Origin of the sequence: Thioalkalivibrio sp. ALJ15, assembly GCF_000383695.1 — a bacterium.
Taxonomy (GTDB): domain Bacteria; phylum Pseudomonadota; class Gammaproteobacteria; order Ectothiorhodospirales; family Ectothiorhodospiraceae; genus Thioalkalivibrio.
Genome location: NZ_KB912056.1, coordinates 204,312 through 229,874 on the forward strand (window position 1 = coordinate 204,312; position 25,563 = coordinate 229,874).

Below are 25,563 nucleotides of genomic sequence, written 5' to 3' on the forward strand. Positions count from 1 at the left end.
GCAGCCTGAATGCGGCGTCATGAGTCCGAGGTGGAATCGGACGGGGTCGTGGCATCCGCCTCGCGCACGAAACGGTAGCCCCGACCGCGCAGGGTCTCGATCAGGCCCAGGCTGCCGTCCGGGTCCAGCTTGCGGCGCAGGCGGCCGATCAACACCTCGATCACGTTGCTCTCGCGATCCTCGTCGTGCTCGTAGAGGTAGTCCGCCAGCACCTCCTTGCTCAGCACGCGCCCCGGCTGGCGCACCAGCGTCAGCAGCAGGCGGTACTCGAAGGTGGTCAGCGAGACCGGCTCGTCGTTCAGGCGGACATCGTCGGTGGCGGTGTCGATCACCAGCGGCCCGAACAACAGCCGTTCGCGGCCGGCCTGCAGGCTGCGGCGAGCCAGGGCGCGCAGGCGCGCGACCAGCTCCTGGATGTGAAATGGCTTGGTCAGGTAGTCATCGGCCCCGGCCTCGAGCCCTTCAACCTTGTCCTGCCAGCGGTCACGGGCCGTGAGGATCAGGATGGGCAGTTGTGGCTTGACCTCGCGGGCCTTGCGAATGACGTCGAGCCCGTCCATGCCCGGCAGCCCCAGGTCCACCACCGCGATATCGCAGTGGTACTCGGTCAGCAGGTACAGGCCGGTGTCGCCGTCCGAGGCGGTATCCACGCGACAGCCATTGTTCTCCATCTCTTCGGCGATCTGGCTGCGCAGAGCCAGGTCGTCCTCGATTACTACCACGCGCAGATTCATGGGTCGAGCTCCGTCCCTTCCTCGATCTTGATCGTTCGTACCTGCTGGTTGTCGGTCAGGATACGCACGATAAACACGCGATTCCCGTACTCGGTCAAATCTTCGCGTGCGGACAGGACTCGCCCCGGGTAGTTGGCCTCCACCCGCGACACCGCCTCGTCCAGGGTCCAGACGGCCGCGCGCGGGTCTTCGGTGATGAACTGGGCCTGCGCCGCGAAGGGCGCCACCAGGATCGCCAGCAGAAGCCCGAGCACACCCGCGCCGCCGATGACTCGGCGTCTCCGGCCACCGCCTTTGGCAACGGTCTCCGGTCCGGGGCGCATAGCGGTAGTCTCCGTGACGGTGTGGGCGAACAAACTCTTGCAGCTACAAGGCTATAGGCCTAGCCTGAACGTTATCTGAAACCGGATGTTCCCGTCATGACCCAAGCCCCTGCCCCCTCCGAACCCGAGGTACCCCTGGAGGAAGAAGCCGGCCCCCTGCGCTGGGACGAACTGATGCCGCATTTCGCCCGTGGTGTGGTGATTCGCGTGGCCCCCGAACTGGACCTGATCGAGGTGGCCCGCGCAATTCGCGACGATGCCACGCATCAGGTCAGCGAATGGCTGGCCAGTGATCAGGTCGCCCGTGCCACAGATGACGACGCACGGCGCTGGGCGGCGAACAACCCCGTCTTTACCGCCATCGTCGCCGCCCCCTGGGTACTCGCCCAGGAGCGCAGCACGGCGCACTGACCCGGCCATGGCCTCCCCCCTGGGCATCGAGGACGACACGCTGGCCCGCCTGATCCAGGCGGCGCGGGAGTTCCACGCCAAGGAGGAGGTCGTGTTCCCCGACTCGAACCCCGACACCTCGGACGATGACTGGGCCATGCAGGTCCTGGCGGACCACGCGGGCGATCTGACCCTGCGCGAGCTGGAGGACACAATGAGTGGGCTCGGGCCGGAATACCAGGCGGAGCTGCAAGCGCTCAGTGCGGTCGGCCGAGGCGACTACGCAGTCGAGGAATGGGAAAGCGCTCTGGAGGATGCCCGCGACGACTGGAGCCCGGACACAGCCCACCGCCTGGTTGCCAATCCGATGATCGCGGACGAATGGGAGGCCGGGCTGGAACAGATGCAGGCCGCCGATCAGTAAAAAGCGCTCCGGGCTCAGCCGGAGTCGAATTACACCCCCAGCGCGGCAGAATCGAACTGTACGGCGACCCCGTCTTCCATCACTCGCACCACCTGCGCCTGCACCCGCGGCGGTTCACCGCCATCCCCCAGCAGGCCAAACACCTGCAACATAAACTGATCGCCCGGACTCAGTCCCTTCAGGACATCAATCCCGGCCTGATCACGATCCTCCCAGGCCAGGAAGGCCCCACCGCCGGAGATATCGTTTGTGGTGAGCCGTACCTGGCTTCCATCACTGCATTCCGCCACCACCTCGACGGTCATCGGGATGCGCGGATGGCGCCGACGTTCCCCTGTCATGGCCTCTCTCCTGCTGCAGATGCCTTCTCAAGGCATCGAAAAGATGGATACGTTGTGCTATATCCCAGAACAATGATCGTTCCATCACACGATCAGGCGCAACTCCGGGCGAACACACCCGGAAGTGCATACCGGCCCGGCAACCGCACCGGGCAGTAGAAACAAGGCAGTACCGAGATAGCTGTCGCCATATAACAAAGTCACTTCACGACGGAGGAGTCCGTTCACATGAAGCAATCACGTTTGTTCGTGGCGGGGCTGGTGGCCTCGCTGGCGATGGCGGGTACCGCATCCCAGGCTATCGCCGATAATGACGAAATCACCCGTGGCCAGCTGATGGCCGCTTCCTGCAAGGCCTGCCACAACGCCGCCGGCGCCGAAAAGGGCGTGCCCGATCTGGGCCGAATCCCGCCGGAGGTAATCCAGAGCCAGATGCGCGCATTCCGCGATGGCGACCGTGACGCGACCATCATGGATCGTCACGCCAAGGGCTACACGGACGAAGAGATCGAAGCGATGTCGGTCTACTTCTCGCGCTTCTGATCACGGGGGATGACAACAATGCACAATTTTACTCGACGCCATTTCCTGAAGGCCTTCGGGATCACCAGCGCGGCCGCCCTGACCGGTATTGGCTGCGCCCCGCGTGCCGCCCGTAACGGCGCCAAGGCCCATGTGGTCGTGGTCGGGGGCGGCTCCGGCGGTGCCACCACGGCGCGCTACCTGAAACAGTTCTCTCCGGACATGATGGTCACGCTGATCGAACCCAACGCCACCTACGTCACCTGCTACGGCAGCAACTGGGTGATCGGCGGATTCGAGAGCATGGATGCAATCACGCACGGCTACGACAACCTGCGCGACCGTGACGGCATCGACGTGATCGAAGACAAGGTCGTTGGCGTGGACGCCGACAGCCGCACCGTCCGGCTCGAAAGCGGCGACAGCCTGCAGTACGACAAGCTGGTCATGTCGCCGGGAATCGACTTCAAGTACGACGACATGCCCGGCATCGAAGAGGCCGACGCGGAGACGATCCCGCACGCATGGAAGGCCGGCTCGCAGACCGAGCTGCTGCGCTCGCAGCTACTGGAGATGCCGAACGGTGGCGTGTTCGTCATGGTCGCGCCGCCGAACCCGTTCCGCTGCCCGCCGGGGCCGTACGAACGCGTCTCGCTGATCGCGCATTACCTGAAGGAGCACAAGCCACGCTCCAAGATCATCGTGCTCGACGCCAAGGACAACTTCTCCAAGCAGGGCCTGTTCGAGGAAGGCTGGGAGATGCACTACGGCGACATGATCGAATGGCGTGCCGCGTCGGATGGTGGCCTGGTCGAGGAAATCGATGTCGGCGAGATGACCGCCCGGGCCGACAGTGGCTTCGAACGCGTGCGCGCGGACGTGATGAACTTCATCCCGGCGCAGCGGGCCGGCCAGATCGCCCACGATGTCGGCCTGACCAACGACGAAGGCTGGGTCCCGGTCGACCAGCGAACCTTCAAGTCGGAGATGGACGACAACATCTACGTACTGGGGGACGCCAGCGTGGCGGGCGCCATGCCGAAGTCCGGCCACTCGGCCAACAACCAGGGCAAGATCGTCGCCGCGGCGATTGTGCGCGAGTTGATGGACCAGGAGCCGCTCGATCCCTCGTCGGCCAACACCTGCTACAGCCTGATCACCCCGGAACACGGGATCAGCGTGGCGGCCGTGTACAAGTACCAGGATGGTGCTCAAGCAGGCGTCGAAGGCTCTGGCGGTGTCAGCCCCTCGGGCGAGACCTCCAGCTTCCGCGCTCGCGAGGCCGCGTACACTCAGGCGTGGTACGCCGGGATCACCCAGGACATCTGGGGCTAGCCTCACTCACAGCCATGACGGCTGTAAACGACGGATGAAGACGGCGCCTGCGGGCGCCGTTTTCTTTTGTGGGACGGCTCAGGCGTTCAGGTCAGGGATCAAGCGACTGCGCAGCCGCTGGATGGCGTCTTTCAGCTGCAGCTTGCGCTTCTTCAGCCGCTGGATCGCGAAGGCATCCGGTGCCGGTTGCTCGTGCATCACCGCGATCGCGGAATCCAGCGCCCGATGCTCGGACTCAAGCTCCGCCAGTCGTGCACGAATCTGACTCTCCGTCTCCAACAGCCCCTCCTCGCTTGTCTGTGCGGTCACGAGATACTTCCAGCTCGCGTATCATCGCAGACCCACCCCGCCCGGACCATCCCGCGCCCATGGCCATCCGCAACACCAGCCTGCCCATCGACACCCCCCGCGGCATACGCCTGAACGGCGTCCTGGTCGAACCGGATGACGGTCCGCTGCTGGGCCAGGCCTGTATCGCACACTGCTTCGCCTGTTCCAAGGACTTCCCCGCGACCGTACGCCTGGCGCGCGCCCTGGCGGAGGAAGGCATCGCCACGCTGCGTTTCGACTTCGCCGGCCTGGGCGACTCCGAGGGCCGGTTTCGCGACAGCACGCTGGATACCTATTGCGAGGACCTGAACGCGGCCCTGGATGCATTGAAACAGGCGACCGGCGAGCCCACCGACCTCCTGATTGGCCACAGTTTCGGCGGGGCCATGGCCATCCACGTCGGCAGCCAGCGCGAAGAACTGGGCGGCATTGTCACCATCGCCGCACCCAGCCGGCCCGGCCATGTCGCGCACCTGTTTGGTGACATCGCTGACACCATCGAGCGCGAAGGCTTCGCCCGCGTCAATATTGGCGGCCGCCCGGTCGAGATCGGACGGGCATTCCTGGATTCGATCGAAGAGCCGACACTGGACAGTGCCCTGGAACGCATGACGCAGCCGCTGCTGCTGCTGCACGCCCCCGGCGATACGGTGGTGAGCGTCGATCACGCCCGCCGGATCTTCCAGCAGGCCCACCACCCCAAGAGCTTCGTCGCCCTGCACCAGACCGACCACCTGCTCTCGCGCCCGGAGCACACCCGGTATGTCGCCGGGCTGATCCACGCCTGGGCCGCCAACCTGCTCGATTAGCCCCAGCGCACGCCACAATTTGTAGGAGGCCAGCCCTCTGGCCGATCGGGCGCGGGTAAAGCCCATCGGCCAGAGGGCTGGCCTCCTACACCATGACCCAGGGCCTACCAGTAATTCTCGGTGGTGATGTGTCCCGGCTTGCGGCGGCGGTTCTTCTCCAGCCCGCGCTCGCGGAGGATGGTGGCGGTGTCCTTTACCATGGCCGGGTTGCCGCACAGCATCACCTGCGAGTGCTCCGGCGCGATCTCGAGCCCGGCGTGATGCTCCAGGCGGCCCTCGGCAATCGCCGCGGGGACGCGGCCCTCGAGCCCGCCCGGGCAGGGTTCGCGGCTAACGAACGGGATGTACTGAAACTGTTTCGGGGCGCGTTCCTGGAACTGCCGGATCGTATCCTGGTAGGTCAGTTCGTCCGCCTTGCGCACGGCGTGGACCAGCCGGATGTTCTCGAAGCGGTCCCACGGGGTGTCGGTCTTCAGCATCGACAGGAAGGGCCCCAGCGCGGTGCCGGTGGACAGCAACCACAGGTCGCGACTGTCCGGCAGCTCGTCCAGGGTGAAGAACCCCGTGGCGCGAGGCATCAGCTCAACCGTATCCCCGGGCTCCAGCTGCACCAGCCGGTTCGACAACGGGCCCTCCGGCACCGTGATCAGGTAGAAATCCAGCGGGGTTTCGTCCGGCGCGTTCACATAGGAATAGGGGCGTGCGACCGGCTCGCCGTCGATCTCCAGGCGCAGCCGGTTGAACTGCCCGGCCTTGAACGGCTCCACATCCGCCTCTACCCGCAGCGAGAAGAGGCGATCCGTCCACTGTTTGCACTCCTGCACGGTCCCCGTGACCCAGCCCATATTTCCGACTCCATGACTCAAGTATTATCCAGACTGGTGCCGCGCCCGGATGGTTTCAAGCTGTCCTTCAGACGATGCGGATTAATCCGCCCCGCCCCAATCCGTATAATCGGCGCCCGAATCCCCAATCAAAGCTTAACGGAGCAACCATGGCCCGCACCCCCTCGCAGATGATCGAACTGGGCACCGAGGCCCCGAACTTCTCCCTGCCGGACGCCATCTCCGGCGACACCATCAGCCTCGACAGCTTCCCTGACGCGAAAGGCTACATGATTGCCTTCATCTGCAATCACTGCCCGTTCGTGCAACTGATCCGCCACGAGTTCGCGCGCTACGGCCGCGAATACTCGGACAAGGGCATTGCGGTGATCGCAATCAACTCCAACGACATCCAGGCGGTACCGGACGACGCCCCGGACAAGATGCGCGACGACGCCCGTCGTTTCGGCTACAAGTTCCCCTACTGCCTGGACGAGGACCAGTCCGTGGCCAAGGCCTACCACGCCGCCTGCACCCCGGACCTGTACCTGTTCGATGCCGACCGCAAGCTGTACTACCGCGGCCAGTTCGACGAGACCCGCCCCGGCTCCGACACACCGGTCACCGGGCGTGACCTGCGCGCCGCCAGCGATGCCCTGCTGGCCGGTCAGCCGGCCCCCGAGCCGCAGCACCCGAGCCTCGGCTGCAACATCAAGTGGCGCCCGGGCAACGAGCCAGACTACTACGGCTGACGCACCTGCCGGAGCGGGCCGGCCCGCGCAGCGGCCGCGCCCGCCGTATACTGAACGCACACCCTGAACCATGGCCACCGCATGCCGCCCAGCAACGTGATCGACGGCCCGCGGGTCGCCACCTGGCGCTGTCCCTCCTGCCAGGAGGCCGTCCCGCGCCTGCTGCCCAATGGCGAGAGCAACCGCATCCCGATCCCGCCCGCGCGCATGGTCTTGCCGGACAATACCGTGCGTCAGGCCTGTGAACGCGTGCAGGGGTTGCGTGCGCCGGAGATCTGCTTTGCCTGCGGCCAGGCCTACCATGAGCTGCTGGGCACGCTGGTACGCCCGCCAGCCGAGTTGGGCGATGCCCGTGGCGAGCCCGGGCTCAATGACACCGGGATCATCGGGGCCCTGCTGCCGATCGCCGACCAGGGCACACAGATCCTGATCTTCAACGTGGTCGACCAGGAACTGCGTTGCACCGAGATCGAGCGCCTGGCCAGCTTCAACCCCGACCGCCTGACCTACCCCGGTTCGCGCGGCGCCATCGCCCCGCGCATCTGGACCCTCTACGAAGACCACCTGGCCCAACTGCACGCCCGCACACCGGTCCCGTACCACCCCGAATAGCACTTGTCACCGCGAGGCGCGCAGCGCCGTGGCCATCTCTTGGAGCAGCATGAGTCCATGCCCTCTCGCCGTCATCCCGGAAACCGCGCCGCGGTTATCTAGGATCTCGTGCGCCAAGGCGATGGGAACCGCGGGAGACTCCGGCTCTACGCTGCGCTCCGGCCGGAATGACACGGGAAGCGCACTGACCGGAAAAAGCCAGTGCCTCAGGCGTCGTCGTCAGCATCCACGCGCGCCAACATGCGCATACCGCCGACCATGCAGCGCAGCGCCTCCAGGGTCTGCAGATCGAAATCTGCCCCGGTCTCGCCGGGCAACTGCCAGCACTTTGGCCGGCAGGTCGCGGGGCGCTGTGACGGTATGGCGCGGGCCGCGGCCGTATCCAGCGCCACCAGCAGATCGGCCCAGGCCAGATCGGCGTCCGTCACCTCGGCCATCGCCTGCGCCGGGCGCACCTCGATCCAGTTCTCCAACTCGGCCGCCGCGGCCAGCTCCGCCACTCGCGCGGCGCGCCCGTCGGGGCGTTCCGCGGCCACCAGCAGCCGCGCACGACGCTTATACATCTCCGCCACCGGGCAGGTGCTTTTGAATGGTACCGCTGACCACCGTCAGGCTATAACGCAAATGATCGAAACGGAGAACGGACGGCATGGCCCACCTCGACTGGTCGCATTATCCGGTGAATGAACTCAAGCTCGTCTACAGCACGCTGCACGCGCAGCTTACGCTGGCGCCGGAGTTGATGGATTCCGAACTGATGGCCGACCTGCAGACCCACCTGCAACAGGCCGCGAAGGCCGACGGCGTGGACGTCTCCACCCACTCCCAGTGGGCCGCCTGGCTGAACGACCGCTGAGCCCCAAGGGCATCACTGCGCACAAGTGCCCGACTGGCCGGAGGGCTGGCCCTCTACAACGAGGCCCGCCACAGAAAAGCACTGATCACTACAACGCTTGCTGCATCTTCTCAAGGCGGCAGACCAAAGCGGGAAGGTGCTCATCTACCAGATTCCAGATCGTGTCGCTGTCGATACCCAGATACGCGTGAATCAACCGGTTTCGGGTCGCGACAATCATGCGTCAGGGGATATCCGGGTGCGCCTCCCGCGCTTCGGAAGGAATATGCCCGGCCGCCTCACCGATCAGTTCGAGGTTTCGAAGCACCGCATCGTAGACCAGCTCGTTCTGTACGAACGCATCACGATCAAGGCCATCCGTATAAGCCATGGCCTTGCGTGCAAATCGAATCATGTCGTCAAGGTAGAAGTGCCACTCGCGCGCTCCCATTGAGTCAGACACGAATCGCCTCGCGCTCGACGTACGGACGCAGCTCGGCGCGCAGGGCCTTTTCGGAGATCAGATCCACCGGGTGTCCTAACAGGTCTTCAAGATAGAACTGAACGCCAAAATACTGCTGGGCTGAGGCCGGACCGTCGTAGCCGACAAGAATATCCACATCACTCTGCTCGCCGGCTTCGTCACGGGCCAGCGATCCGAACAACGCCAGCCCACGTACACCGAATTCACGCTCGAGATGGGCCCGATGCTCCCTTAGCGCCTGCAATACGGCAGCACGACTCAGGCTACGAGATGGTTGGTCCATTGCCTCGTCCTGTTGTTGCACGGCGGTCTTACCCATTCAAATATTCAGGCGTCGCCTTCGGTGGCCTTGCGGTGTTCGGCGGCAAAATCGAGCATGCGCTGCGTGGCCACCAGGGCCTTCTGGCGCGCAGCCTCGTCGACGAAGATCTCGTTCTTCGCGGGTTCCGCGGTGTCTTCCAGCGTCTCGGCCAGCGAGACCAGGTCGTTCATGGCCATCCACGGGCAATGGGCGCAACTGGTGCAGGTCGCGCTGTGGCCGCCGGTGGGGGCCTCGATCAGAGTCTTGCCCGGGGCCGCCTGCTGCATCTTGTAGAAGATGCCCTTGTCGGTGGCGACGATGAACTCCTGTTCCGGACGGTTCTTCACCGCCGCGATCAGCTGGCTGGTGGAGCCGACTACATCGGCTTGATGGATCACTTCCCGCGGGGATTCCGGATGCACCAGCACCGCGGCACCGGGGTGGCGGCCGCGCAGGTCCTCCAGCGCCCAGGCGCGGAACTCGTCGTGCACCACGCAGGAGCCGTCCCACAGCACCATGTCGGCACCGGTGGTGCGGCGGATGTAGTCGCCCAGATGCTTGTCCGGGGCCCACAGGACCTTCTTGCCCTGATCGCGCAGGTGCTCGACCAGCGGCACGGCAATGCTCGAGGTAACGACGTAGTCGGCCTGCGCCTTCACATCCACCGAGGTATTGGAGTACACCACCACCGTGTGGTCCGGATACTGGGCGCGAAATTTCGCGAACTCCTCTGCCGGACAGCCAAGATCCAGCGAACACTCGGCCTCCAGCGTCGGCATCAACACGCGCTTCTCCGGGCTCAGGATCTTGGCCGTCTCACCCATGAAGCGCACCCCGGCAACCACCAGCGTCTCGGCCGGGTGTTCCTTGCCGAAGCGCGCCATCTCCAGGGAGTCGGCTACGCAGCCGCCGGTCTCGTCCGCCAGCCGCTGCAGCGACTCGTCCACGTAGTAATGGGCCACCAGCACGGCGTTACGCTCGATCAGCAGGCGCTTGATGCGGCGCACCAGCTCGTCACGCTGGGCATCGGTCAACGCATGCAGCGAAGCCGTCACGTGATCCGTGCGCGGCACTTGGAAGATCGGAATTTCGGCCACCGGTGCGGTCATGGGTCCTCGACATCCCGGCATGCGGGGCAAATTATCGTTAGCTAATAGTACGACAGGCCCCAAGGCGCTGTCGTTCCTACACATTGTGGGGGCGTGCCCGCGCATCCCAACCCGGGCGCCTATAATGCCCACGCGATGGACGACCTCACCCGCCAATACAAGGCGCTGTCATTTGAAGAGCGCATGGACCTGGCCCTGTCCGCGGACTTGGAGGCGCACTGGCGCCCCCTGCTGGTCCGCGACCAGCACGCACAGGTGAAGGCCTACTTTTCCCGCCGCATGGACCTCACGCCCGAGGAGGTCGCCCTGCTGCTGGCCGACCCCAACCAGACCGTGCGCCTGAACTGCGCCAAGCGCCCCGACCTGACACCGGAACAGGTCGAGGCCTGCGTGAACGACCGCGACCCGAACCTGCGCTACTTCGTCGCGCGCAATCCGCTTCTGACCGAAGCGCAGCGGGAACAACTGATGGATGACGAAGACGAACTGGTGCGCATTGCGGTGCGCAAGGGCCCGAAAAAACGCGGGACCCGCGCCCGCCCCGGACAAGCCGAGATGATCCGTTGACCGAGACTCGCCCCGAAAAACCGCAACGCCCGAAGCCTTCCCGGCGCCGCCGCGCCCTGAGCTGGGGCGTCCAGATCGGCATCGCGCTGTTGATCTTCCTGGCCGTACGCGCCTGGATGGCGCGCGACATGGTCGAGGGCCCGGCACCCGAATTCGAGGCACAACTGCTGGATGGCACGCCAGTAACGCTCGCCGACTACGCGGACGAGCCCATGCTGCTGCACTTCTGGGCCACCTGGTGCCCGATCTGTCGCCTGGAGGAAGGCGAGATCGTGCGCCTGTCGCAGAGCCACCCGGTACTCACGGTCGCCATGCAGTCCGGCACGCCGGAAGAAGTGCTGGAGCACCTGAACGAACGCGAGCGCGAACTGGCCGTGATCAACGACCCGCAGGGCGAGCTCGCTTCGCAGTACAACGTCCGTGGCGTACCCGCGACCTTCATCATCAACCCCGACGGCGAGATCGTCTTCCGCAAGCAGGGCTACGCCCCGCCCCTGGAGTTGCGCCTGCGCCTCTGGCTCGCTCGTTGGCTGTAGGGAAAACTGAGCAGTCTCACGTCGAGACGGTGCAATTCGCTGCGCTCAGCGCACCCCACGCCGACCTCATGTCCACCCGCGCCCTCGCTGCCGCCACTCAAGCCGCCCGCGGCTCAATTTCACGACGCACGCGTTCCGAAAGTTCGAGTTGCGCCTGCCTCAGTTCATACTCGAGCTGGAGGTTCAGCCAGAAACGCTCGGAAGTGCCGAAATAACGCGCCAGCCTCATGGCCGTGTCAGCCGAAATGCCACGACGCTCGCGCACAATGTCGTTCATGCGCGTCGTCGGAACATGCAATGCCCCAGCAAGCGCGTTCACACTGAGATCCAACGGGGCAAGAAACTCCTCGCGCAGGACCTCGCCTGGATGGATGGGTCGCATACCGCTTGTGCTCATGGTCTAACCTCCTTCCGGAACCCTTCAGTGGTAATCGACGATCTCCACATCCTCGGGACCTTCGTCCGTCCACCGGAAACAGATGCGCCACTGGGCGTTGATTCGAATGCTGTGCTGCCCTTCGCGGTCGCCAGACAGGGCCTCCAGCCGGTTCCCCGGCGGAGACCGCAAATCCTGCAGTGTCTCCGCCGCTTGAAGCTGAATCAGCTTGCGCTCCACGATTGGTCGAACGCTCGACCAACGCCGACTCCTGCCCGTTTCGAACAGCGCCCGGGTTTCCCTACACCGAAAGCTTCTGATCATGGAAACAGAATATAACGCTTAACGGTAAGCAGCAAACCAATGGTGCAGTTCGCTGCGCTCAGTGCATCCTACGCTTCACACCCCAACCGTAGGATGCGTTGAGCAAAGCGAAACGCATCGTGCTCAGGCAACCGAGCGCCTAATCATCCAACTCCCGCAGGACGCGGAAGCCGAGATTGGTGTCCATCTCGTCGATGTTGCGGCGGCGCCGGGCGGCGCTGCGGGTGGCGACTGCCGGGTCGAACCACGAGCCGCCCTTGACCACGACCCACTCGTTGTCCGGGTCGCGACGATAGACGCCATCGCGCGGCAGGCTGGTATGGTTGTCATGCCAGGGTGAGGAGGTGAACTCCTGCACGTTGCCGTGCATGTCGTACAGGCCCCACAGGTTCGGCTGGAAGCTGCCGACATCCAGCGGACGGGACAGCGGGAAACAAGCCGGGATGTACCACCTGCGGCGCTGGCGGCGCTCCTCATAGGGAAACAGGGAGTTGAAGTGCACGTCGCGGCAGCCCACCACCTCGCCGAAGGCAAAAGGCGTGCGCGTACCGGCCCGGCAGGCGTATTCCCACTCCGCCTCGGTGGGCAGGCGGTAGCGCTTTCCGGTCTCCTCGCTCAGCCATTCGAGATACTGCTGGATCGACGCGGGCTTGATGTTGAAGATCGGCGTGCGCGGCGTCCGCGGCCACACCAGCCAGTCCCAGGGCTCCCAGCCTGCCGCCTCGGCGAAGGCATCCCACTCCTCGCGCGTAACGGCAAAGCGGCCCAGGGCAAAGGGCTTCTCCAGCACCACATAGCGCCGCGGCGACTCGTGCTCCTGATGCCCGTACTCCGAGGCGTCGGAACCGATCTCGCACTCGCCCGCCGGGATCACCTGCAACTCGGGTGTCAACGCACCCGAACGCGCCTCGTCACGGAACGTGACATCCAGCCGCGCCTTGCGCGCCGCCCGCTGCTGCAGATCCAGCAGATCCGCCTGTTCCATCGCCTGAACGCTCTTGGCCATTGGCTCCTTCCAACCCGTACTTAAACCGTTAAGGGCACCCGCCAATCGGGCGCGTCCATTCTATAGGCAACGTCCGCCTGGGGCCGTTCCCCGGGAAGGACTGGTGGAAGACGTGAAGGTGGTCTAGGCTCGGGCTTGCACGCGATCTCAGGGAGGAGAAGCGATGCGCCACCAAGGCTTCACGGCCATCGAACTGATGGTCACCATTGGCGTGCTCGCCATCCTGGCAATGCTGGCCGCCCCGGCCTTCAGCCAGATGCTCGAGCGCCAGCGCGTCATCGGCGCCACCAACAGCCTGCTCAACGCCATGCACCTGGCGCGAAGCGAAGCGCTCAAGCGGAACGAGCGCGTCACCCTTTGCCCGTCCAACGACGGCAAGACCTGCCGCGATGACGGCGTCTGGGCAGATGGCTGGATATGGTTTGCAGATCAGGGGAATACGGGAGACCGAATGGACGGCGAGCCGCTCATCGGGCACGCCGCGCCGGGTCTTACAGACGTGCAGATCAGCGGCAATTCACCGGTGCGGAACTACGTATCGTACGTACCACGTGGCACAACCCAACGCACCAGCGGCGCCCTCCAGATGGGCAGCTTTACCATATGCGGGCAATCGGCGGAGGGCCGAAGCGTGATCGTCAGCAGCATCGGCCGGCCGCGGAGCGAGCCCTTGCAAGGATGCTGACACCGCTCCCGGCGCGCCACAGAGAGAAGGGCAACATCCAACTACCAGCATTCCTCTCGCGATGGTTTGGCATCCCGCTTAGCGGACCCGCCAGTCACAGTCAACGAAATCGACGTACAAACATCCTTTTTCTGAAAGCTGCTGATCGGCTTCGCCGTCACCGTGTAGCCGGACCTGGAAACGCCGTCCAGTGTCAGGCTGTAGTGCTCGTCGTCCGACATGTCGTTAAGCCCAAGGTCTCCGAAAGATTCCGCATACTCGGGATTATTGGCCCTGTGCCGTTCCTGCCGTAGCTGCACCTGCATCAAGGCGTCATGGGCATCGGCTCGCTGCGCCTTAAGGACATAGTTTTGGTAGGCGGGGTACGCAATCGCCGCCAGAATCCCGATCACCACCACTACAACCATAAGCTCGATCAGCGTAAATCCGGCCGTCTGGCGTCGTATCTCTTTCATCCCGATCTCTCCCTCTGAAAACAGCCCTGGAGCCTCCACCCGATTCCACCACAAGCCGGGCCGATCGCCCTCAAGCAGACCTGCGAAGGGTTTATTTTGCCCCCTGAGCGGTAGCCGCAGCCCATGCCGAACATACCCCAAACCGTATAATAGAAGACGTTATATTCCGGCACTCCGAACAGGAGCCGTGCATGGCCACCCCTCCCCGACAGTCCGGGTTCACGCTGATCGAGCTGATGGTCACGATCGCCGTCATGGTGATCCTGCTGACCTTCTCCGTCCCGGTCTTCAACATGATTGAACAGCGACAGGTGGTCGGCGCCGCCGAGAGTGCACTGCACCAGGTCCAGCTCGCCCGGACCGAATCCATCAAACAGGGCCGCGATGTCTATTTCGTCGCCGAAGGCGGGGAGCAGTGGTGTCACGCCATTTCGGACTCGCCCGACTGCGATTGCACGGTGGCTGATTCCTGCAGGGTGCTACTGGCAGGCGACGAGGAACCGGTTGAACGCACTGTGCGCGCCGACCAGTTCCGCAATATCACAATGCCGAGCGGGAGCGTCGAAATTCAGTTCAGCCATGTCCGCGGGACCGCCATCAATGGTGCCCCCGCCGAGATTGATTTTGCCTCTCCCCGGGGTTTCGGCATGCAAGTTCAGGTCAACACCATCGGACGTCCCCGTGCCTGCGGCATCGACAGTGGACGGGCGGGGTACAGCACATGTTGAGACGCCGCAGCCTGACAACAGTCCCCAACAGGGCCCCTGGTCGGGGAGGCCAGCATGGCTTCACGCTCGTGGAGCTCATGGTCGGCATTCTGGTCGCCACCCTGGTCATCGCCGCCGTCGCTGCGCTCTACATCACCGTCATCCGCGGCGCGATTTTTGTCACACAAGAAGCCCGTCTGACCCAAGAGACACGGGTGGCAATGGACATGATGATCAACGACATACGGCGATCCGGCTACTCTCACCCCAGCCGCATCCGGCAAGAAGAAAACGACCTTCCGGACAATCCGTTCATGCGCGCGGACGACCCACCGGTACGTGACATCCGAATCCACGGCGATGACTGCCTGCTGATGGCATATGACCCCACCTTCAGTTATGCGCCAGGCGAAAACCATCCCTACGACCTGAGCGACCTTTCGGCCGAGAACGAGCAGTACGTATTTGGCTATCGGCTCCGCGATGGCGTCATTCAGATCCTCCATTCCAGCCACGACCAAACCTCCAACAGCGTGTGCAACCGGAGCAGTGGCTGGGAACCCATCACGGACCCGGAAACGACCCGGGTGTCGCAGCTGCGATTTTCCACTGCGGGGTCCGTCTGCATGAACGCATCCGCCGACAACGGCGCCTACCGCCAGGTCACGGACAGCGAAACCTCGACGCCCGCCTGCAGCAACCCGCCAGATGAGACCCAGTCGGGTGACGTACTGGTGGAAATGCGCCGCATCAACATCCTGCTTGAGGCCGAACACGCGCAGGACTCGTCCACCCGCACGTTCCTGAACGAGAGCGCCAAGGCGCGTAACCATCGTGTGATCTGGGCACCCTGATCCGAACCTCCGGAGCGCAAAATCCATGTTTGCAGCCAGATCCAGCTACCACCACCTCGGCAATCGCAGCGATGGCGCCGCATCGCTCCTGATTGCCCTGATCATCATGGTGGCCGTCACCCTGACGGTCATCTTCGCCGCACAGACCTCGGTGCTCGAACAGCGCATGTCGGGTAACGAGATCCGGGCCAAGCAAACCGCTGCGGCCGCGCAGAGCGGTCTCGAGACTGCCATGGACCACATCCGCCGGGGCAACTACGACCCGGCTACGGTCAACAGCAATGCCAACGGCCCCTATCGCGTCGCGTACTACTCGCTCGACCAGGATCCCGATGGCTGCTCCAAGACCACCGGCGAGTTCTCGGCACCCGCCCTGCCTTCGGACTTTAACAACCGCGAGTTTGTCGTCATGGCCTGCGGCTGGAGTGATGACGAATCGGCCTCGCAGGCGGTACTGGTCACCATGAAAGCCGGGCCGTCACTGGGCAACCCGCCCAACAATCCAATCATCACTCGCGGGGGGCTCGATATTCGGGGCAACGCGAAAGTGTTGAACGCCTACAACAACCTCACAATCAGAACCGGTGGCGCGCTGGACATCTCCGGAAGCGCGGGCACGACCTACATGCGACAGCTTGACCGGAACGCACCTTCTCACGACGACCCTGTACCCGAGCCGGGAGATTCCATCTATCGAGAGATGAGCAACATGAACCGAACCGGGGTAGACGTTCTTGATTTTGACCCATCCATGAACATATCCGGGGACGATTTCTTTGAAATGTTCATGGGCGCGTCACGGCAAGAATACAGAGACAACTTCGTGACCCACCACTTTGCCGAGGGCGAGCTTCCGAGAGAACTCGGACCTGAATACAACGGCCAGACCATCTGGGTAGACGGAGACGTTGACGGACTCTCAGGCACCATCGGATCCCGCGACAATCCGGTTGTAATGATCGTGGATGGGAATCTGAATGTGACCGCCGGGGGGCGTCTAGAGGAATTTCACGGCGTCCTCTACGTAAGAGAAGACCTCATCTCACGAGGAACGCCCAAATTCTACGGTGCAGCCATCGTGGAACGGGAAGCGACGATCGAGGAACAAGACGACCCCGAGTTTCAAGCCGGTAACGCCCGCTTCATTTTCGACCCTGTTGCCGCAGGCGGCGCCAGCAACGTAGGCCGCCGCGGGGCGGTAACGGGCTCGTGGCGCGACTGGCTTGCCCAGTGAAGCGCCCTGAAAGCTCAATGCCCCGCATGACGCAGGGAACGAGGAAAACATCATGAATCGTCTGGCAACCCCTTGTGGCCGCACGCGAATCGCAGGGATCACCCTGATCGAAGCGTTGATCGCCCTGGCCGTTGTATCGGTAGGCCTGCTGGCAATCGCCAAACTGCACGGCGAGCTCATCACCGGCGCAGCCGAGACCAAGACACGCTCCGAGGCCGTACGCCTGGCCAGCGCGGAGATCGAACGCCTGCGCGGAAACCCGGAGCGACTGATCACCGGCGGCAGCAGCGACAACCACGAGGGCACCAACGCCGTTTTCTCCATCGAACGATCCATCGCCGAATATCCCGACGCCGGAGACAACCCCGCGTTGCATAACGTCGAAGTCACCGTCTCCTGGGACAGCCCCTGGGGCCAGCGCGAGCAGATCAACGTGACCAGCAACATCGCCTGGGACGACCTCGGCGATATCGGCAACATCGCGCGTGGCCGCCTGCCTGGCGGGGAACAGGATAGCCCGGACAGTGGACGCGAACGCACCGGCACCGAGCCACTCGACCCCGGCGACCCGGATGTAACGACCCGCACGGTTTTCCAGGATTACGAGGAGCGCTATCGCGGCGAGGACGGGCGGCGCCAGATTGTCCGCAGCGACGACGTCATTATCGAGATCACCGACCCCGATGGCATCGGCTTTGCCACAATCTCGGGCTTTGTGTTTCGTGCGGGTGACGACGACGATCAAAACCTGGAGGATTTCGAGGTCGTCCGCTCCGACACTCGAACGATTCAAGCCTGCATCAACAGCCGAATCGACGCGGATCAGATCATCGCCCCCGAAAACTTTGTCGAGGACGTTCTCGAGCTCAGCGGTTCCGGCAACAACGATTTCGAAGGTGCCGCCTTGATGTTCTATCAATGCTTTGCCGGCGCCAACTGGTATGGAAACACCGAGCTGCTGCGCCGGGACTTTAGCGCTACCGGTCGACAGCCCAGCTACAACGTCTGCCTAGGGGACCCGGACGAGGCCGAACCGGCGGGCTACCCCGTCGAGGGCTGGGGATCTCGCCACCTCATCGACATCGACCGTCGCCGCTACCGCGCGGAAACGCCCCAGCAGGGCATTGCACAGGGCGCGGCGCTCGGCGCCCAGGCAGGCTTCAGCGTTTCCGCGGAGGCTCTACCCGGGGAAGAGTATTACAACCCCGGAGAGTCCACAGATGGATTCGGGCACCATTTCGCTCTCACAGACGGTTCCTGCGGAAATCTCCCTGAAGGCCTACGAGCGCTTCTCACAGAAAACCGAAACATCGGACAAAACTACTGCTTCACCCCGGAAGGGGACGATCACAATGAGGAGTGCGGGGAACCCGATTTCTGACGATTCAGGGCCTCAAGCTGCCGGCGCGAGATGACATGCCCCTGGGCGGCGCTGCGCCGCAGCCACTCCAGTCCCAGGCCGGGGTCCAGCGCGACTCCCTCGCCCGACACATAGCAGCGCCCCAGCCAGTGCATCGCATCGGCATGCCCGGCCTCGGCCGCGCGCTGCAGCCAGCCGTGGCTCGCCTGTGCCTCGCCCGCCTCCAGCAACAGCAAGGCAAGATCGTGCATCGCCTCCGGATCGCGCCGGTCCGCTGCCTCCAGCACCGCAAGATCATCACCCGCCGGCTCGAACAACAGATCCCCGCGCAGGGCCTCCACGGCGATCTGCGCCCGCTGCAGGGGCTCGTCAAGGTTGCGCTTCCACTCCGGATGCCCAGCCACGCGCCGCCAGAGCGTGCGCCGAGCCAGTCCCGTTATCCGCATCGCCGTATCGATCGACACCCAGTGCATCACTGCCTCCCAACCTCTCCAGTACAGAGCACGCCAGCCAACTTGTGACGAGTGTCACACGTTACAACCTGTGCCACCACAAAGCATGTCAGGTCGGAAACCTGTGCCACATCCGCCCGGAACCTGTGCCACCGGCACTCGGCGCGCCTCGCTTCACAGAAAAAACCAAGCCAAACCACCGATTCCCAATTGTGGCACGCTCCATGCTTAACATTTAACGGGCTCCGCACGGACGCCTCTATCAAGAACACAAGGGGATCGACATGACCAAGGCACCAACCAACCAACAGGGCTTCACCCTGATCGAACTGATGATCGTCGTCGCGATCATCGGCATCCTGGCCGCCATCGCGCTGCCGGCATACCAGAACTACACTGACCGCGCCGCCGGCGGTGCGGACCTCGCCGAAGCGCGTGGCGTTCTGACCTGCGTGGCCGAAGCGATCCAGACTGGGCGCGACACGGACTCGGACTTCTGCTCGACAAGCGCAGTTGATGCCGATCTTACTGGTAGCTCCCCGAATTGGGACGGGGCCACGATCGTATCCGACAGCAGTGGCCGCGGATCGATCACCCTGAACGTGAACGACGAAGGCATCGTCGACACTTGCGTCGCGGACGGTTATGGCGACCAAGACATCCGCGGATGCGAAGACTGATGCCCCTGGAAATAGCTAACCCCCGTTAGCAGAGCATGGTAGGGCCCCGGGTTTCCGGGGCCTTTTTTTGCCCGCGAAGAAGCTCTCACCTCAACCCCGGAGGTTTCACCCCCGTATCTCATAGATCTGTAGGTGAAGGCACACGCGGCAGGCCTTTGCCCCCCCCCACGAAAGCGACCACCGCGACGCTTTCGACCGGCTACTGGCAGCTCGGATGGAACCGGAACAGACCCCTCTGGTGACTACCGATCCAGCACAGAGGGATCAGAGCCTGCCTTTTGCCTGAGGCCCTGCAAGACGAGTGCGGCCAGAGGGGTCAGAGCTTGTCTCTTGCCTGATACACCGCAAGGCGCGCGCTGACTATAAACACAAAAAAAGCGCCCAGCGGATGACCCGACCGGGCGCTTTTTCCCTGGCCCACTGACGGGGCGCTGGCGTAGGCCTTATGCCGAGGCGGCGCGGGCGGCCTTCTTGCGTTCGTGCTCGAGCAGGAACTTCTTGCGGATGCGGATGTTTTCCGGCGTGACCTCGACCAGTTCGTCGTCGTCGATGAACTCGATGGCCTGCTCCAGCGTCATGCGGATCGGCGGGGTCAGCTGAATGTTCTCGTCCGTGCCGGCGGCGCGGATGTTGGTCAGCTGTTTGGCCTTGAGCGCGTTGACGACCAGGTCGTTCTCGCGCGAGTGCAGGCCGATCACCATGCCTTCGTAGACCTCGTCGCCGGGGCCGATGAACAGCTTGCCGCGATCCTGCAGGTTGAACAGGGCAAAGCCGAGCGCCTTGCCGGCGGCGTTGGCGATCAGCACGCCGTTCTGGCGCGAGGCGACCGCACCCGGCTGATAGGGGCCGTAGTGGTCAAAGATGTGGTGCAGGATGCCAGTGCCGGAGGTCGCGGTCATGAACTCGGTCTGGAAGCCGATCAGCCCGCGCGACGGGATGATGAAGTCCAGGCGCACGCGGCCCTTGCCGTCGGGCACCATGTTGGTCATGTCGCCGCGGCGTTCGCCGAGCTTTTCCATGATCGTGCCCTGGTGCTGCTCCTCGACGTCAACGGTGACGGCCTCGTAGGGCTCCTGCTTCACGCCGTCCACTTCCTTGATGACCACTTCCGGGCGCGAGACGCCCAGCTCGTAGCCTTCGCGGCGCATGTTCTCGATCAGGATGCCCAGGTGCAGTTCGCCACGCCCGGAGACCTTGAACTTGTCAGCGTCGTCGGTCTCTTCCACGCGCAGGGCGACGTTGTGCTTGAGCTCTTCCAGCAGGCGGTCGCGCAGCACACGCGAGGTCACGTACTTGCCTTCGCGCCCGGCGAACGGCGAGGTGTTGACCTGGAAGGTCATGGTCACCGTCGGCTCATCCACGGTCAGCGGTTCCATCGCCTCGACGTTATTCGGGTCGCACAGGGTGTCGGAGATGTACAGCTCGTCCATGCCGGTGAAGGTAATGATGTCGCCGGCGCGGGCCTCCGCGACCTCGACACGCTCCAGGCCATGGAAGCCCATGATCTGCAGCATGCGGCCATTACGCACCTTGCCCTCGCGGTCTACCACCTTGACCGGGGTGTTCGGCTTGATGCGCCCGCGCTTCACGCGGCCGATGCCGATCAGGCCCTGGTAGGAGTTGTAGTCCAGCGAGGAGACCTGCATCTGGAACGGGCCGTCGGCGTCGACGTTCGGCGGGGACACATGCTCGACGATCGTCTCCAGCAGACAGGTCATGTCGCCTTCGGTGACACTGGAATCCATGCCGGCGAAGCCGTTCAGGGCGGAGGCGAACACGATGGGGAAGTCCAACTGTTCGTCGGTCGCGCCGAGGCGATCGAACAGGTCGAACACCTGGTCCACGGCCCAGTCCGGGCGCGCGCCGGGGCGGTCGACCTTGTTGACCACCACGATCGGCTTGAAGCCCATCGCGAAGGCCTTCTGGGTCACGAAGCGGGTCTGCGGCATCGGGCCGTCAACCGCGTCCACCAGCAGCAGCACGGAGTCGACCATGGACAGGACGCGCTCGACCTCGCCACCGAAGTCGGCGTGTCCGGGTGTGTCGACAATGTTGATGCGGTAGTCCTGCCATTCGATGGCCGTGTTCTTGGCCAGGATGGTGATCCCGCGTTCTTTCTCGATCGCGTTCGAATCCATGATCCGCTCGCCGTGGTCGCCGCGCGCATCGAGCGTGCCGGACTGGCGCAGGAGCTGGTCGACCAGCGTGGTCTTGCCATGATCAACGTGGGCGATGATGGCGATGTTGCGAAGCTTCTCGGTCATGGAATACGAACTCTGGATACTGGCAAAAGGGCCGACACTATACAGACTTATTCGTGACCGCGCTGCGACTTCCCTGTTTTGTGCGCAGGCTCCTTCGCCTTCACTCGCCGCCAGGGAAGCACAGCGGCCACCCGCCCTGCATCGGTAACCGGCGCCCTCGGCCGCAACCGATTCACCTCGTTACCCCGCCCACAGTCACCCTGCCCTGGTCATCCCGGCCGCAGCGCAGCGAAGAGCCGGGATCTCCCGCGCCGGATCGGCCTCAAGGGTTGGGAATACCCCGACGCATGAGATCCCGGATAACCGCTTGGCGGTTTCCGGGATGACCGTGTGGAGGCTTCGAGGGTCCGGGATAGCCCGAGCAAGGGTCGGTTCGAGGGGGTTGGCGGCGCCATGTGCGGGCGACCGCGCGGGAGATCAGGTGCTGGGTTCGTCTTCCGGGGGCGGGAGCTGGAGGTGGAAACCCTGCTCCTCGAGGTTGGCCAAGACCTTTTGCGGGTCTTCCTGGGCCAGGGCGCGCTCCGGGGTCAGCTCGAACTCCAGGGCGAATTCGAGACGGCCGAGGGCGCGGGTCAGGCCATCGGGGAGCTCGGAGAAGTCGTCCTTCTGCGGCAGGTAGACGTAGGTATCGGCGCGCCGGGTCGCGCGGTAGACATAGCACTGCATGGGTTCAGTCCTCGAGATAGGTGTAGCCGGTCAGGCCCTGTTCCAGCTCCGCCAGCAGCCGGCCCGCGGCCTCGCCACGCAGGCCGGCGGCGTCGATCTTGGCGCGGAAGGTGCGGCGCAGGTCATCCGGGGCAAAGTGCACATAGGAGAGCAGTTCGTCGACGGTGTCGCCACGCTCCGGGTCGACCAGTCGGTACCCGCCCTCGGGCAGCAGCTCAACGTTCACGGTATCCGTGTCGCCGAACAGGTTGTGCAGATCCCCAAGGATCTCCTGGTAGGCGCCCACCAGGAAGATGCCGAGGTAGTACGGCTCGCGGTCGTTCCACGGGTGCAGGGCGAGCGTGGTATGCGTGCCCTCGCGCTCCACGTAGTGCTCGATGTGGCCATCGGAGTCGCAGGTCAGGTCCTGCAATACCGCGCGCCGGGTGGGCCGCTCGGCCAGCCGGTGCAGCGGCATGATCGGGAAGATCTGGTTGATCGCCCAGGTGTCCGGGATCGACTGGAACACGGAGAAGTTGCAGAAGACCTTGTCCGCCAGCTTGTCGGTCAGTTCCGCGTGGATCTCCGCCGGCAGGGCCTCGGGCCGCGCCAGCAGGCGCTGGCACAGGGCGAAGTAGATCGCCTCGGCGCGGGCACGGTCCGCCAGCGACAGCATCCCGCGGGCAAAGCGTGCCTGCACCTCGGACAGGCCGTAGGCGGCATCGTGGTAGATCTCGGAGGCCGGGCGCTCGCCGTCCTCCAGCAGGGCGCGCATGGCGGCGATCTCGGGCAGCTCGCCATTCTCGGCGGGCGGGACGTCGCCATCACCCGGGGCCGGCTCGCAGTCGATCACGTTGGTGATCAGCACCGCGTGGTGCGCGGTCAGGGCGCGGCCGGACTCACTGAAGACCTCGGGCATGGCCAGGCCCTGCTCCTCGCAGATGCGCTTGAGCGGGCGCAGGATGTTCAGCGCGTACTCCTCCACCGAATAGTTGATGGAGCACTCGTTGCGCGAACGCGAGCCCTCGTAGTCGATTCCGAGACCGCCGCCGACATCCACCACCCGCAGGGCCGCACCGGCCTCGGTCAGCGCGGCGAAGTAGCTGGCCGCCTCGCCCATGCCATTCTGGATGTCGCGGATGTTCGCGATCTGCGAGCCCATGTGGAAGTGCAGCAATTGCAGCCGGTCCAGCCAGCCGAGGCCACGCAGGCGCCCCAGGATGCCCAGCACGTCCGCCGCCGACAGGCCGAACTTGGCCTTCTCGCCGCCGGTGTTCTGCCACTTGCCCTTGCCGATCGAGGCCAGGCGCACGCGCAGGCCCAGCAGCGGCTCGACCTGCATGGCCTCGGCCTGGCGGATCACCTCCTCCAGCTCGGAGGGCTTCTCGATCACGATGTACACGCGGTGCCCGAGCTGGCGCCCGATCAGCGCCAGGCGCACGTATTCGCGGTCCTTGTAGCCGTTGCAGATGATCGCCGCACCCGGGCGCGACTGCGCCAGTACGGCCATCAGCTCCGGCTTGCTGCCGGCCTCCAGCCCCACACGCGGGGTTAGCCCCTCGGCATCCGGCTGATCGCCGGCCGCCAGGATCTGGTCCACCACGCTGCGCTGCTGGTTGACCTTGATCGGGTAGATGGCGGTGAACGCGCCTTCGTACTCCAGCTCGCGCGCGGCGGCGTCGAAGGCCCGCGCCAGGCGGCGTACCCGGCCGTCCAGCACGTCCTGGAACCGCACCAGCACCGGCGGACCCACATGCTCCTCGCGCAGGCGACCCGCCAGCTCGTACAGGTCCACGCCGGGGTGATCCGGCCAGTCCGCGCGGCGCATCGCCACATTGCCCGCGGCGTTCACCTCGAAGAAGCCACCGTTCCAGTGATCGATCCCGTAGGTGGCGCGGGCCTCGTCCAGATTCCAGGGCGTGACGGTCATGGTGTTCCCGGATTTCAAAAGCTAGGAAAGCCCCGTCATTGCGAGGAGCGAAGCGACGTGGCAATCGCCTTCATCATCCCCCCCGAACACCAGGGGCGATCAGGGCAACCAGGCGCATTGCCCTCATTCAGGAGATTACTCGCTACGCTCGCCCTTCGGGCCGGCCGGCGGCCGTTCAACGCAGCTTCGCTGCTTTTGTACGTCGTCGCCTTCGGCTCCTCGCAATGACGAGAAGAGCGGAGTTGCCCGCAGGATACAGGGCACTATCATAGCGGCGCATCATACCGTCCACCGCACCGGCAAGGGGAGCCGCCAATGGCACTCGACAACAACTGGTTCAGCGAACCGCACGAAGACATGGCGCTGTCCCTGCGCATCAAGCAGAAGCTGCACGAGGAACAGACCCCGTACCAGAAGATCGAGATCTACGAGACCGAGGCCTTCGGCAACCTGATGGTGATCGACGACTGCGTGATGCTCACCGGCCGCGACAACTTCATCTACCACGAGATGATGTCGCACCCGGTGCTGTATTCGCACAGCGCACCGAAGAACGTGGTCATCATCGGCGGCGGCGACTGCGGCACCCTGCGCGAGGTGCTCAAGCACGACGAGGTCGAAAAGGCCGTCCAGGTGGACATCGACGAACGCGTCACGCGCCTGTCCGAGCAGTACTTCCCCGAGCTGTGCGATGCCAACGACGACCCGCGCGCCGAGCTGCTGTTCGATGACGGCGTGCAGTACCTGAAGGACGCCGCCCCCGGCTCCATCGACGTGATCATTGTCGACTCCACCGACCCGGTCGGCCCGGCCGAGGGCCTGTTCTCCACCGCGTTCTACAGGGACTGCGTGAAGGCCCTGGGCGCGGATGGCCTGCTGGTGCAGCAGAGCGAATCGCCGCTGCTGCACACCGACAGCATCATCCGCCCGATGCACGACAGCCTGCGCGCGGCGAATTTCATCGACGCCCTGACGATGCACTTCCCGCAGGCCACCTACCCCTCCGGCTGGTGGACCTGCACCATCGCCGCGAAGGACTGTCCGGTGTCATTCCTGCGCGAAGAGGCGGCCGAGGAACTGCCGTTTGTCACGCACTACTACAACGCCGCGATCCACCGCGCCGCCGGTGCTACTCCGGAGTTCTTCCGTCGCAAGCTGTTCGCCTGATCGCGCGCCAGGCCCCTGACGGGGCCCTTCAATAACCCGTCATTGCGAGGCCCCGCAGGGGCCGCGGCACAGAAGCGCGAAGCGCGTTGAACGGCCGCAGGCCGGCCCGAAGGGCGAGCGCAGCGAGTAATCTCCCAACGAAACCCCCGACGTCTGCCCCGGCCGGCGTCAGGGCGCCCACGGAGATCGCCACGGC

General features: G+C 64.5%; 33 protein-coding genes and 1 pseudogene. 17 read left to right on the forward strand and 17 right to left on the reverse strand.

Annotation, left to right across the window (positions count from 1 at the left end):
* Positions 1-17: 17 nt before the first annotated feature.
* On the reverse strand, positions 18-734 hold the full coding sequence (locus tag G015_RS0100950; protein ID WP_018139007.1) for a response regulator transcription factor: 717 nt from the start codon (positions 732-734) through the stop codon (positions 18-20).
* Positions 731-1,057, reverse strand: a complete 327-nt coding sequence (locus G015_RS0100955) for a PepSY domain-containing protein (protein ID WP_018139006.1) — start codon at positions 1,055-1,057, stop codon at positions 731-733. The genes G015_RS0100950 and G015_RS0100955 overlap by 4 nt, the downstream gene beginning before the upstream one ends.
* A gap of 96 nt (positions 1,058-1,153) precedes the next feature.
* Between G015_RS0100955 and G015_RS0100960 the strand changes: the two genes are divergently transcribed.
* Both G015_RS0100960 and G015_RS0100965 read left to right on the forward strand, forming a co-directional pair.
* On the forward strand, positions 1,154-1,468 hold the full coding sequence (locus tag G015_RS0100960; RefSeq protein ID WP_018139005.1) for a DUF2288 domain-containing protein: 315 nt from the start codon (positions 1,154-1,156) through the stop codon (positions 1,466-1,468).
* Between the two features lie 7 nt (positions 1,469-1,475).
* On the forward strand, positions 1,476-1,871 hold the full coding sequence (locus G015_RS0100965; protein WP_018139004.1) for a DUF3775 domain-containing protein: 396 nt from the start codon (positions 1,476-1,478) through the stop codon (positions 1,869-1,871).
* Positions 1,872-1,900: 29 nt separating this feature from the next.
* Here G015_RS0100965 and G015_RS0100970 read toward each other — a convergent pair whose 3' ends face one another.
* Positions 1,901-2,212 carry a PilZ domain-containing protein gene (locus G015_RS0100970; protein ID WP_018139003.1) on the reverse strand — a complete coding sequence of 104 codons (312 nt, stop codon included), beginning with the start codon at positions 2,210-2,212 and terminating at the stop codon, positions 1,901-1,903.
* A gap of 228 nt (positions 2,213-2,440) precedes the next feature.
* Between G015_RS0100970 and G015_RS0100975 the strand changes: the two genes are divergently transcribed.
* Complete coding sequence (locus G015_RS0100975) at positions 2,441-2,755, forward strand: c-type cytochrome (protein WP_018139002.1); 315 nt, start codon at positions 2,441-2,443, stop codon at positions 2,753-2,755.
* Between the two features lie 18 nt (positions 2,756-2,773).
* Complete coding sequence (locus tag G015_RS0100980) at positions 2,774-4,069, forward strand: NAD(P)/FAD-dependent oxidoreductase (protein WP_018139001.1); 1,296 nt, start codon at positions 2,774-2,776, stop codon at positions 4,067-4,069.
* A 78-nt stretch (positions 4,070-4,147) separates the two neighbouring features.
* Here G015_RS0100980 and G015_RS0100985 read toward each other — a convergent pair whose 3' ends face one another.
* Complete coding sequence (locus G015_RS0100985; protein ID WP_017926214.1) at positions 4,148-4,348, reverse strand: YdcH family protein; 201 nt, start codon at positions 4,346-4,348, stop codon at positions 4,148-4,150.
* 89 nt (positions 4,349-4,437) lie between these two features.
* On the opposite strand from G015_RS0100985, the gene G015_RS0100990 reads away from it, so the two are divergent.
* Positions 4,438-5,208: a carboxylesterase gene (locus G015_RS0100990; protein ID WP_018139000.1), complete on the forward strand. Its 771-nt coding sequence runs from the start codon at positions 4,438-4,440 to the stop codon at positions 5,206-5,208.
* Between the two features lie 104 nt (positions 5,209-5,312).
* Here G015_RS0100990 and G015_RS0100995 read toward each other — a convergent pair whose 3' ends face one another.
* The gene (locus G015_RS0100995; RefSeq protein WP_020146030.1) at positions 5,313-6,053 is read right to left on the reverse strand and encodes a ferredoxin--NADP reductase; all 741 of its coding nucleotides are present in this window, start codon (positions 6,051-6,053) and stop codon (positions 5,313-5,315) included.
* Positions 6,054-6,202: 149 nt separating this feature from the next.
* Here G015_RS0100995 and G015_RS0101000 point away from each other — a divergent pair, with 149 nt between their 5' ends.
* Entirely contained in the window at positions 6,203-6,784 is a 582-nt protein-coding gene (locus tag G015_RS0101000; protein WP_018138998.1) for a thioredoxin family protein, read from the forward strand.
* Positions 6,785-6,865: 81 nt separating this feature from the next.
* The gene (locus tag G015_RS0101005) at positions 6,866-7,396 is read left to right on the forward strand and encodes a hypothetical protein (protein ID WP_018993438.1); all 531 of its coding nucleotides are present in this window, start codon (positions 6,866-6,868) and stop codon (positions 7,394-7,396) included.
* A gap of 206 nt (positions 7,397-7,602) precedes the next feature.
* Here G015_RS0101005 and G015_RS0101010 read toward each other — a convergent pair whose 3' ends face one another.
* Complete coding sequence (locus G015_RS0101010; RefSeq protein ID WP_020146031.1) at positions 7,603-7,959, reverse strand: hypothetical protein; 357 nt, start codon at positions 7,957-7,959, stop codon at positions 7,603-7,605.
* A gap of 86 nt (positions 7,960-8,045) precedes the next feature.
* Here G015_RS0101010 and G015_RS0101015 point away from each other — a divergent pair, with 86 nt between their 5' ends.
* The gene (locus G015_RS0101015; RefSeq protein ID WP_018649187.1) at positions 8,046-8,252 is read left to right on the forward strand and encodes a hypothetical protein; all 207 of its coding nucleotides are present in this window, start codon (positions 8,046-8,048) and stop codon (positions 8,250-8,252) included.
* Between the two features lie 88 nt (positions 8,253-8,340).
* Here the strand turns inward: G015_RS0101015 and G015_RS13585 are convergent.
* From G015_RS13585 to nadA, 3 genes and pseudogenes are all read right to left on the reverse strand, one after another.
* Positions 8,341-8,682 (reverse strand): annotated as a pseudogene (locus tag G015_RS13585) (DUF86 domain-containing protein).
* Positions 8,683-8,686: 4 nt separating this feature from the next.
* Entirely contained in the window at positions 8,687-8,998 is a 312-nt protein-coding gene (locus G015_RS0101025) for a nucleotidyltransferase family protein (RefSeq protein ID WP_026296405.1), read from the reverse strand.
* A 44-nt stretch (positions 8,999-9,042) separates the two neighbouring features.
* A complete protein-coding gene (gene nadA, locus G015_RS0101030) occupies positions 9,043-10,125 on the reverse strand; it encodes a quinolinate synthase NadA (RefSeq protein ID WP_020146034.1) in 1,083 nt (360 codons plus the stop codon).
* Positions 10,126-10,260: 135 nt separating this feature from the next.
* Here nadA and G015_RS0101035 point away from each other — a divergent pair, with 135 nt between their 5' ends.
* The gene (locus G015_RS0101035; RefSeq protein WP_018175180.1) at positions 10,261-10,692 is read left to right on the forward strand and encodes a hypothetical protein; all 432 of its coding nucleotides are present in this window, start codon (positions 10,261-10,263) and stop codon (positions 10,690-10,692) included.
* Complete coding sequence (locus G015_RS0101040; protein ID WP_020146035.1) at positions 10,689-11,228, forward strand: protein disulfide oxidoreductase; 540 nt, start codon at positions 10,689-10,691, stop codon at positions 11,226-11,228. The genes G015_RS0101035 and G015_RS0101040 overlap by 4 nt, the downstream gene beginning before the upstream one ends.
* 97 nt (positions 11,229-11,325) lie before the next feature.
* On the opposite strand, the gene G015_RS0101045 is transcribed toward G015_RS0101040, so the two are convergent.
* The 3 genes from G015_RS0101045 to G015_RS0101055 form a co-directional block, all read right to left on the reverse strand.
* Positions 11,326-11,625, reverse strand: a complete 300-nt coding sequence (locus G015_RS0101045; RefSeq protein ID WP_019592239.1) for a HigA family addiction module antitoxin — start codon at positions 11,623-11,625, stop codon at positions 11,326-11,328.
* 24 nt (positions 11,626-11,649) lie between these two features.
* Positions 11,650-11,928, reverse strand: coding sequence for a type II toxin-antitoxin system RelE/ParE family toxin (locus G015_RS0101050; protein WP_081622264.1), 279 nt, complete (start codon positions 11,926-11,928; stop codon positions 11,650-11,652).
* 139 nt (positions 11,929-12,067) lie between these two features.
* Positions 12,068-12,934, reverse strand: coding sequence for an SUMF1/EgtB/PvdO family nonheme iron enzyme (locus tag G015_RS0101055; RefSeq protein ID WP_020146036.1), 867 nt, complete (start codon positions 12,932-12,934; stop codon positions 12,068-12,070).
* A 163-nt stretch (positions 12,935-13,097) separates the two neighbouring features.
* Between G015_RS0101055 and G015_RS0101060 the strand changes: the two genes are divergently transcribed.
* Positions 13,098-13,619: a Tfp pilus assembly protein FimT/FimU gene (locus tag G015_RS0101060; protein WP_020146037.1), complete on the forward strand. Its 522-nt coding sequence runs from the start codon at positions 13,098-13,100 to the stop codon at positions 13,617-13,619.
* A 41-nt stretch (positions 13,620-13,660) separates the two neighbouring features.
* Here G015_RS0101060 and G015_RS0101065 read toward each other — a convergent pair whose 3' ends face one another.
* Positions 13,661-14,074: a type IV pilin protein gene (locus G015_RS0101065; protein WP_020146038.1), complete on the reverse strand. Its 414-nt coding sequence runs from the start codon at positions 14,072-14,074 to the stop codon at positions 13,661-13,663.
* Positions 14,075-14,265: 191 nt separating this feature from the next.
* Here G015_RS0101065 and G015_RS0101070 point away from each other — a divergent pair, with 191 nt between their 5' ends.
* From G015_RS0101070 to G015_RS0101085, 4 genes are read left to right on the forward strand one after another with little or no spacing between them, the layout of a single operon-like run.
* On the forward strand, positions 14,266-14,802 hold the full coding sequence (locus tag G015_RS0101070) for a GspH/FimT family pseudopilin (RefSeq protein WP_020146039.1): 537 nt from the start codon (positions 14,266-14,268) through the stop codon (positions 14,800-14,802).
* Positions 14,796-15,635 (forward strand): prepilin-type N-terminal cleavage/methylation domain-containing protein, encoded by an 840-nt coding sequence (locus G015_RS0101075; protein WP_083925112.1) that lies wholly within the window; start codon positions 14,796-14,798, stop codon positions 15,633-15,635. Before G015_RS0101070 ends, G015_RS0101075 begins: the two co-directional genes overlap by 7 nt.
* Before the next feature lie 25 nt (positions 15,636-15,660).
* A complete protein-coding gene (locus G015_RS0101080) occupies positions 15,661-16,869 on the forward strand; it encodes a PilX N-terminal domain-containing pilus assembly protein (protein WP_020146041.1) in 1,209 nt (402 codons plus the stop codon).
* A gap of 52 nt (positions 16,870-16,921) precedes the next feature.
* Positions 16,922-18,250: a hypothetical protein gene (locus tag G015_RS0101085; RefSeq protein ID WP_020146042.1), complete on the forward strand. Its 1,329-nt coding sequence runs from the start codon at positions 16,922-16,924 to the stop codon at positions 18,248-18,250.
* Here G015_RS0101085 and G015_RS0101090 read toward each other — a convergent pair.
* Positions 18,217-18,702, reverse strand: a complete 486-nt coding sequence (locus G015_RS0101090) for a tetratricopeptide repeat protein (protein WP_020146043.1) — start codon at positions 18,700-18,702, stop codon at positions 18,217-18,219. The two genes, G015_RS0101085 and G015_RS0101090, sit on opposite strands and share 34 nt — an antisense overlap.
* Before the next feature lie 263 nt (positions 18,703-18,965).
* Between G015_RS0101090 and G015_RS0101095 the strand changes: the two genes are divergently transcribed.
* Positions 18,966-19,361: a prepilin-type N-terminal cleavage/methylation domain-containing protein gene (locus G015_RS0101095; protein WP_020146044.1), complete on the forward strand. Its 396-nt coding sequence runs from the start codon at positions 18,966-18,968 to the stop codon at positions 19,359-19,361.
* Positions 19,362-19,804: 443 nt separating this feature from the next.
* Here the strand turns inward: G015_RS0101095 and typA are convergent, their stop codons facing one another.
* The 3 genes from typA to speA form a co-directional block, all read right to left on the reverse strand.
* Entirely contained in the window at positions 19,805-21,625 is a 1,821-nt protein-coding gene (gene typA, locus G015_RS0101100; protein WP_018175170.1) for a translational GTPase TypA, read from the reverse strand.
* Positions 21,626-22,042: 417 nt separating this feature from the next.
* The gene (locus G015_RS0101105) at positions 22,043-22,291 is read right to left on the reverse strand and encodes a YcgL domain-containing protein (protein WP_012981618.1); all 249 of its coding nucleotides are present in this window, start codon (positions 22,289-22,291) and stop codon (positions 22,043-22,045) included.
* A 4-nt stretch (positions 22,292-22,295) separates the two neighbouring features.
* Complete coding sequence (gene speA, locus G015_RS0101110; protein WP_012981617.1) at positions 22,296-24,200, reverse strand: biosynthetic arginine decarboxylase; 1,905 nt, start codon at positions 24,198-24,200, stop codon at positions 22,296-22,298.
* 315 nt (positions 24,201-24,515) lie between these two features.
* On the opposite strand from speA, the gene speE reads away from it, so the two are divergent.
* On the forward strand, positions 24,516-25,367 hold the full coding sequence (speE, locus tag G015_RS0101115) for a polyamine aminopropyltransferase (RefSeq protein WP_012981616.1): 852 nt from the start codon (positions 24,516-24,518) through the stop codon (positions 25,365-25,367).
* The last annotated feature ends 196 nt before the right edge of the window (positions 25,368-25,563 follow it).

Coding starts and splice junctions, on each gene's coding strand:
- G015_RS0100960 (WP_018139005.1), top strand. CDS start 1,154: ATGACCCAAGCCCCTGCCCCCTCCGAACCCGAGGTACCCCTGGAGGAA.
- G015_RS0101035 (WP_018175180.1), top strand. CDS start 10,261: ATGGACGACCTCACCCGCCAATACAAGGCGCTGTCATTTGAAGAGCGC.
- G015_RS0101010 (WP_020146031.1), bottom strand. CDS start 7,959: ATGTATAAGCGTCGTGCGCGGCTGCTGGTGGCCGCGGAACGCCCCGAC.
- G015_RS0101090 (WP_020146043.1), bottom strand. CDS start 18,702: ATGCACTGGGTGTCGATCGATACGGCGATGCGGATAACGGGACTGGCT.
- G015_RS0101015 (WP_018649187.1), top strand. CDS start 8,046: ATGGCCCACCTCGACTGGTCGCATTATCCGGTGAATGAACTCAAGCTC.
- G015_RS0101000 (WP_018138998.1), top strand. CDS start 6,203: ATGGCCCGCACCCCCTCGCAGATGATCGAACTGGGCACCGAGGCCCCG.
- speA (WP_012981617.1), bottom strand. CDS start 24,200: ATGACCGTCACGCCCTGGAATCTGGACGAGGCCCGCGCCACCTACGGG.
- G015_RS0100965 (WP_018139004.1), top strand. CDS start 1,476: ATGGCCTCCCCCCTGGGCATCGAGGACGACACGCTGGCCCGCCTGATC.
- G015_RS0101080 (WP_020146041.1), top strand. CDS start 15,661: ATGTTTGCAGCCAGATCCAGCTACCACCACCTCGGCAATCGCAGCGAT.
- G015_RS0100995 (WP_020146030.1), bottom strand. CDS start 6,053: ATGGGCTGGGTCACGGGGACCGTGCAGGAGTGCAAACAGTGGACGGAT.
- G015_RS0101085 (WP_020146042.1), top strand. CDS start 16,922: ATGAATCGTCTGGCAACCCCTTGTGGCCGCACGCGAATCGCAGGGATC.
- G015_RS0101075 (WP_083925112.1), top strand. CDS start 14,796: ATGTTGAGACGCCGCAGCCTGACAACAGTCCCCAACAGGGCCCCTGGT.
- G015_RS0101060 (WP_020146037.1), top strand. CDS start 13,098: ATGCGCCACCAAGGCTTCACGGCCATCGAACTGATGGTCACCATTGGC.
- G015_RS0101105 (WP_012981618.1), bottom strand. CDS start 22,291: ATGCAGTGCTATGTCTACCGCGCGACCCGGCGCGCCGATACCTACGTC.
- G015_RS0101005 (WP_018993438.1), top strand. CDS start 6,866: ATGCCGCCCAGCAACGTGATCGACGGCCCGCGGGTCGCCACCTGGCGC.
- speE (WP_012981616.1), top strand. CDS start 24,516: ATGGCACTCGACAACAACTGGTTCAGCGAACCGCACGAAGACATGGCG.
- G015_RS0101095 (WP_020146044.1), top strand. CDS start 18,966: ATGACCAAGGCACCAACCAACCAACAGGGCTTCACCCTGATCGAACTG.
- G015_RS0101070 (WP_020146039.1), top strand. CDS start 14,266: ATGGCCACCCCTCCCCGACAGTCCGGGTTCACGCTGATCGAGCTGATG.
- typA (WP_018175170.1), bottom strand. CDS start 21,625: ATGACCGAGAAGCTTCGCAACATCGCCATCATCGCCCACGTTGATCAT.
- G015_RS0101050 (WP_081622264.1), bottom strand. CDS start 11,928: ATGATCAGAAGCTTTCGGTGTAGGGAAACCCGGGCGCTGTTCGAAACG.
- G015_RS0101045 (WP_019592239.1), bottom strand. CDS start 11,625: ATGAGCACAAGCGGTATGCGACCCATCCATCCAGGCGAGGTCCTGCGC.
- G015_RS0101025 (WP_026296405.1), bottom strand. CDS start 8,998: ATGGACCAACCATCTCGTAGCCTGAGTCGTGCTGCCGTATTGCAGGCG.
- G015_RS0100990 (WP_018139000.1), top strand. CDS start 4,438: ATGGCCATCCGCAACACCAGCCTGCCCATCGACACCCCCCGCGGCATA.
- G015_RS0100970 (WP_018139003.1), bottom strand. CDS start 2,212: ATGACAGGGGAACGTCGGCGCCATCCGCGCATCCCGATGACCGTCGAG.
- G015_RS0100950 (WP_018139007.1), bottom strand. CDS start 734: ATGAATCTGCGCGTGGTAGTAATCGAGGACGACCTGGCTCTGCGCAGC.
- G015_RS0100975 (WP_018139002.1), top strand. CDS start 2,441: ATGAAGCAATCACGTTTGTTCGTGGCGGGGCTGGTGGCCTCGCTGGCG.
- nadA (WP_020146034.1), bottom strand. CDS start 10,125: ATGACCGCACCGGTGGCCGAAATTCCGATCTTCCAAGTGCCGCGCACG.
- G015_RS0100955 (WP_018139006.1), bottom strand. CDS start 1,057: ATGCGCCCCGGACCGGAGACCGTTGCCAAAGGCGGTGGCCGGAGACGC.
- G015_RS0100980 (WP_018139001.1), top strand. CDS start 2,774: ATGCACAATTTTACTCGACGCCATTTCCTGAAGGCCTTCGGGATCACC.
- G015_RS0101065 (WP_020146038.1), bottom strand. CDS start 14,074: ATGAAAGAGATACGACGCCAGACGGCCGGATTTACGCTGATCGAGCTT.
- G015_RS0101055 (WP_020146036.1), bottom strand. CDS start 12,934: ATGGCCAAGAGCGTTCAGGCGATGGAACAGGCGGATCTGCTGGATCTG.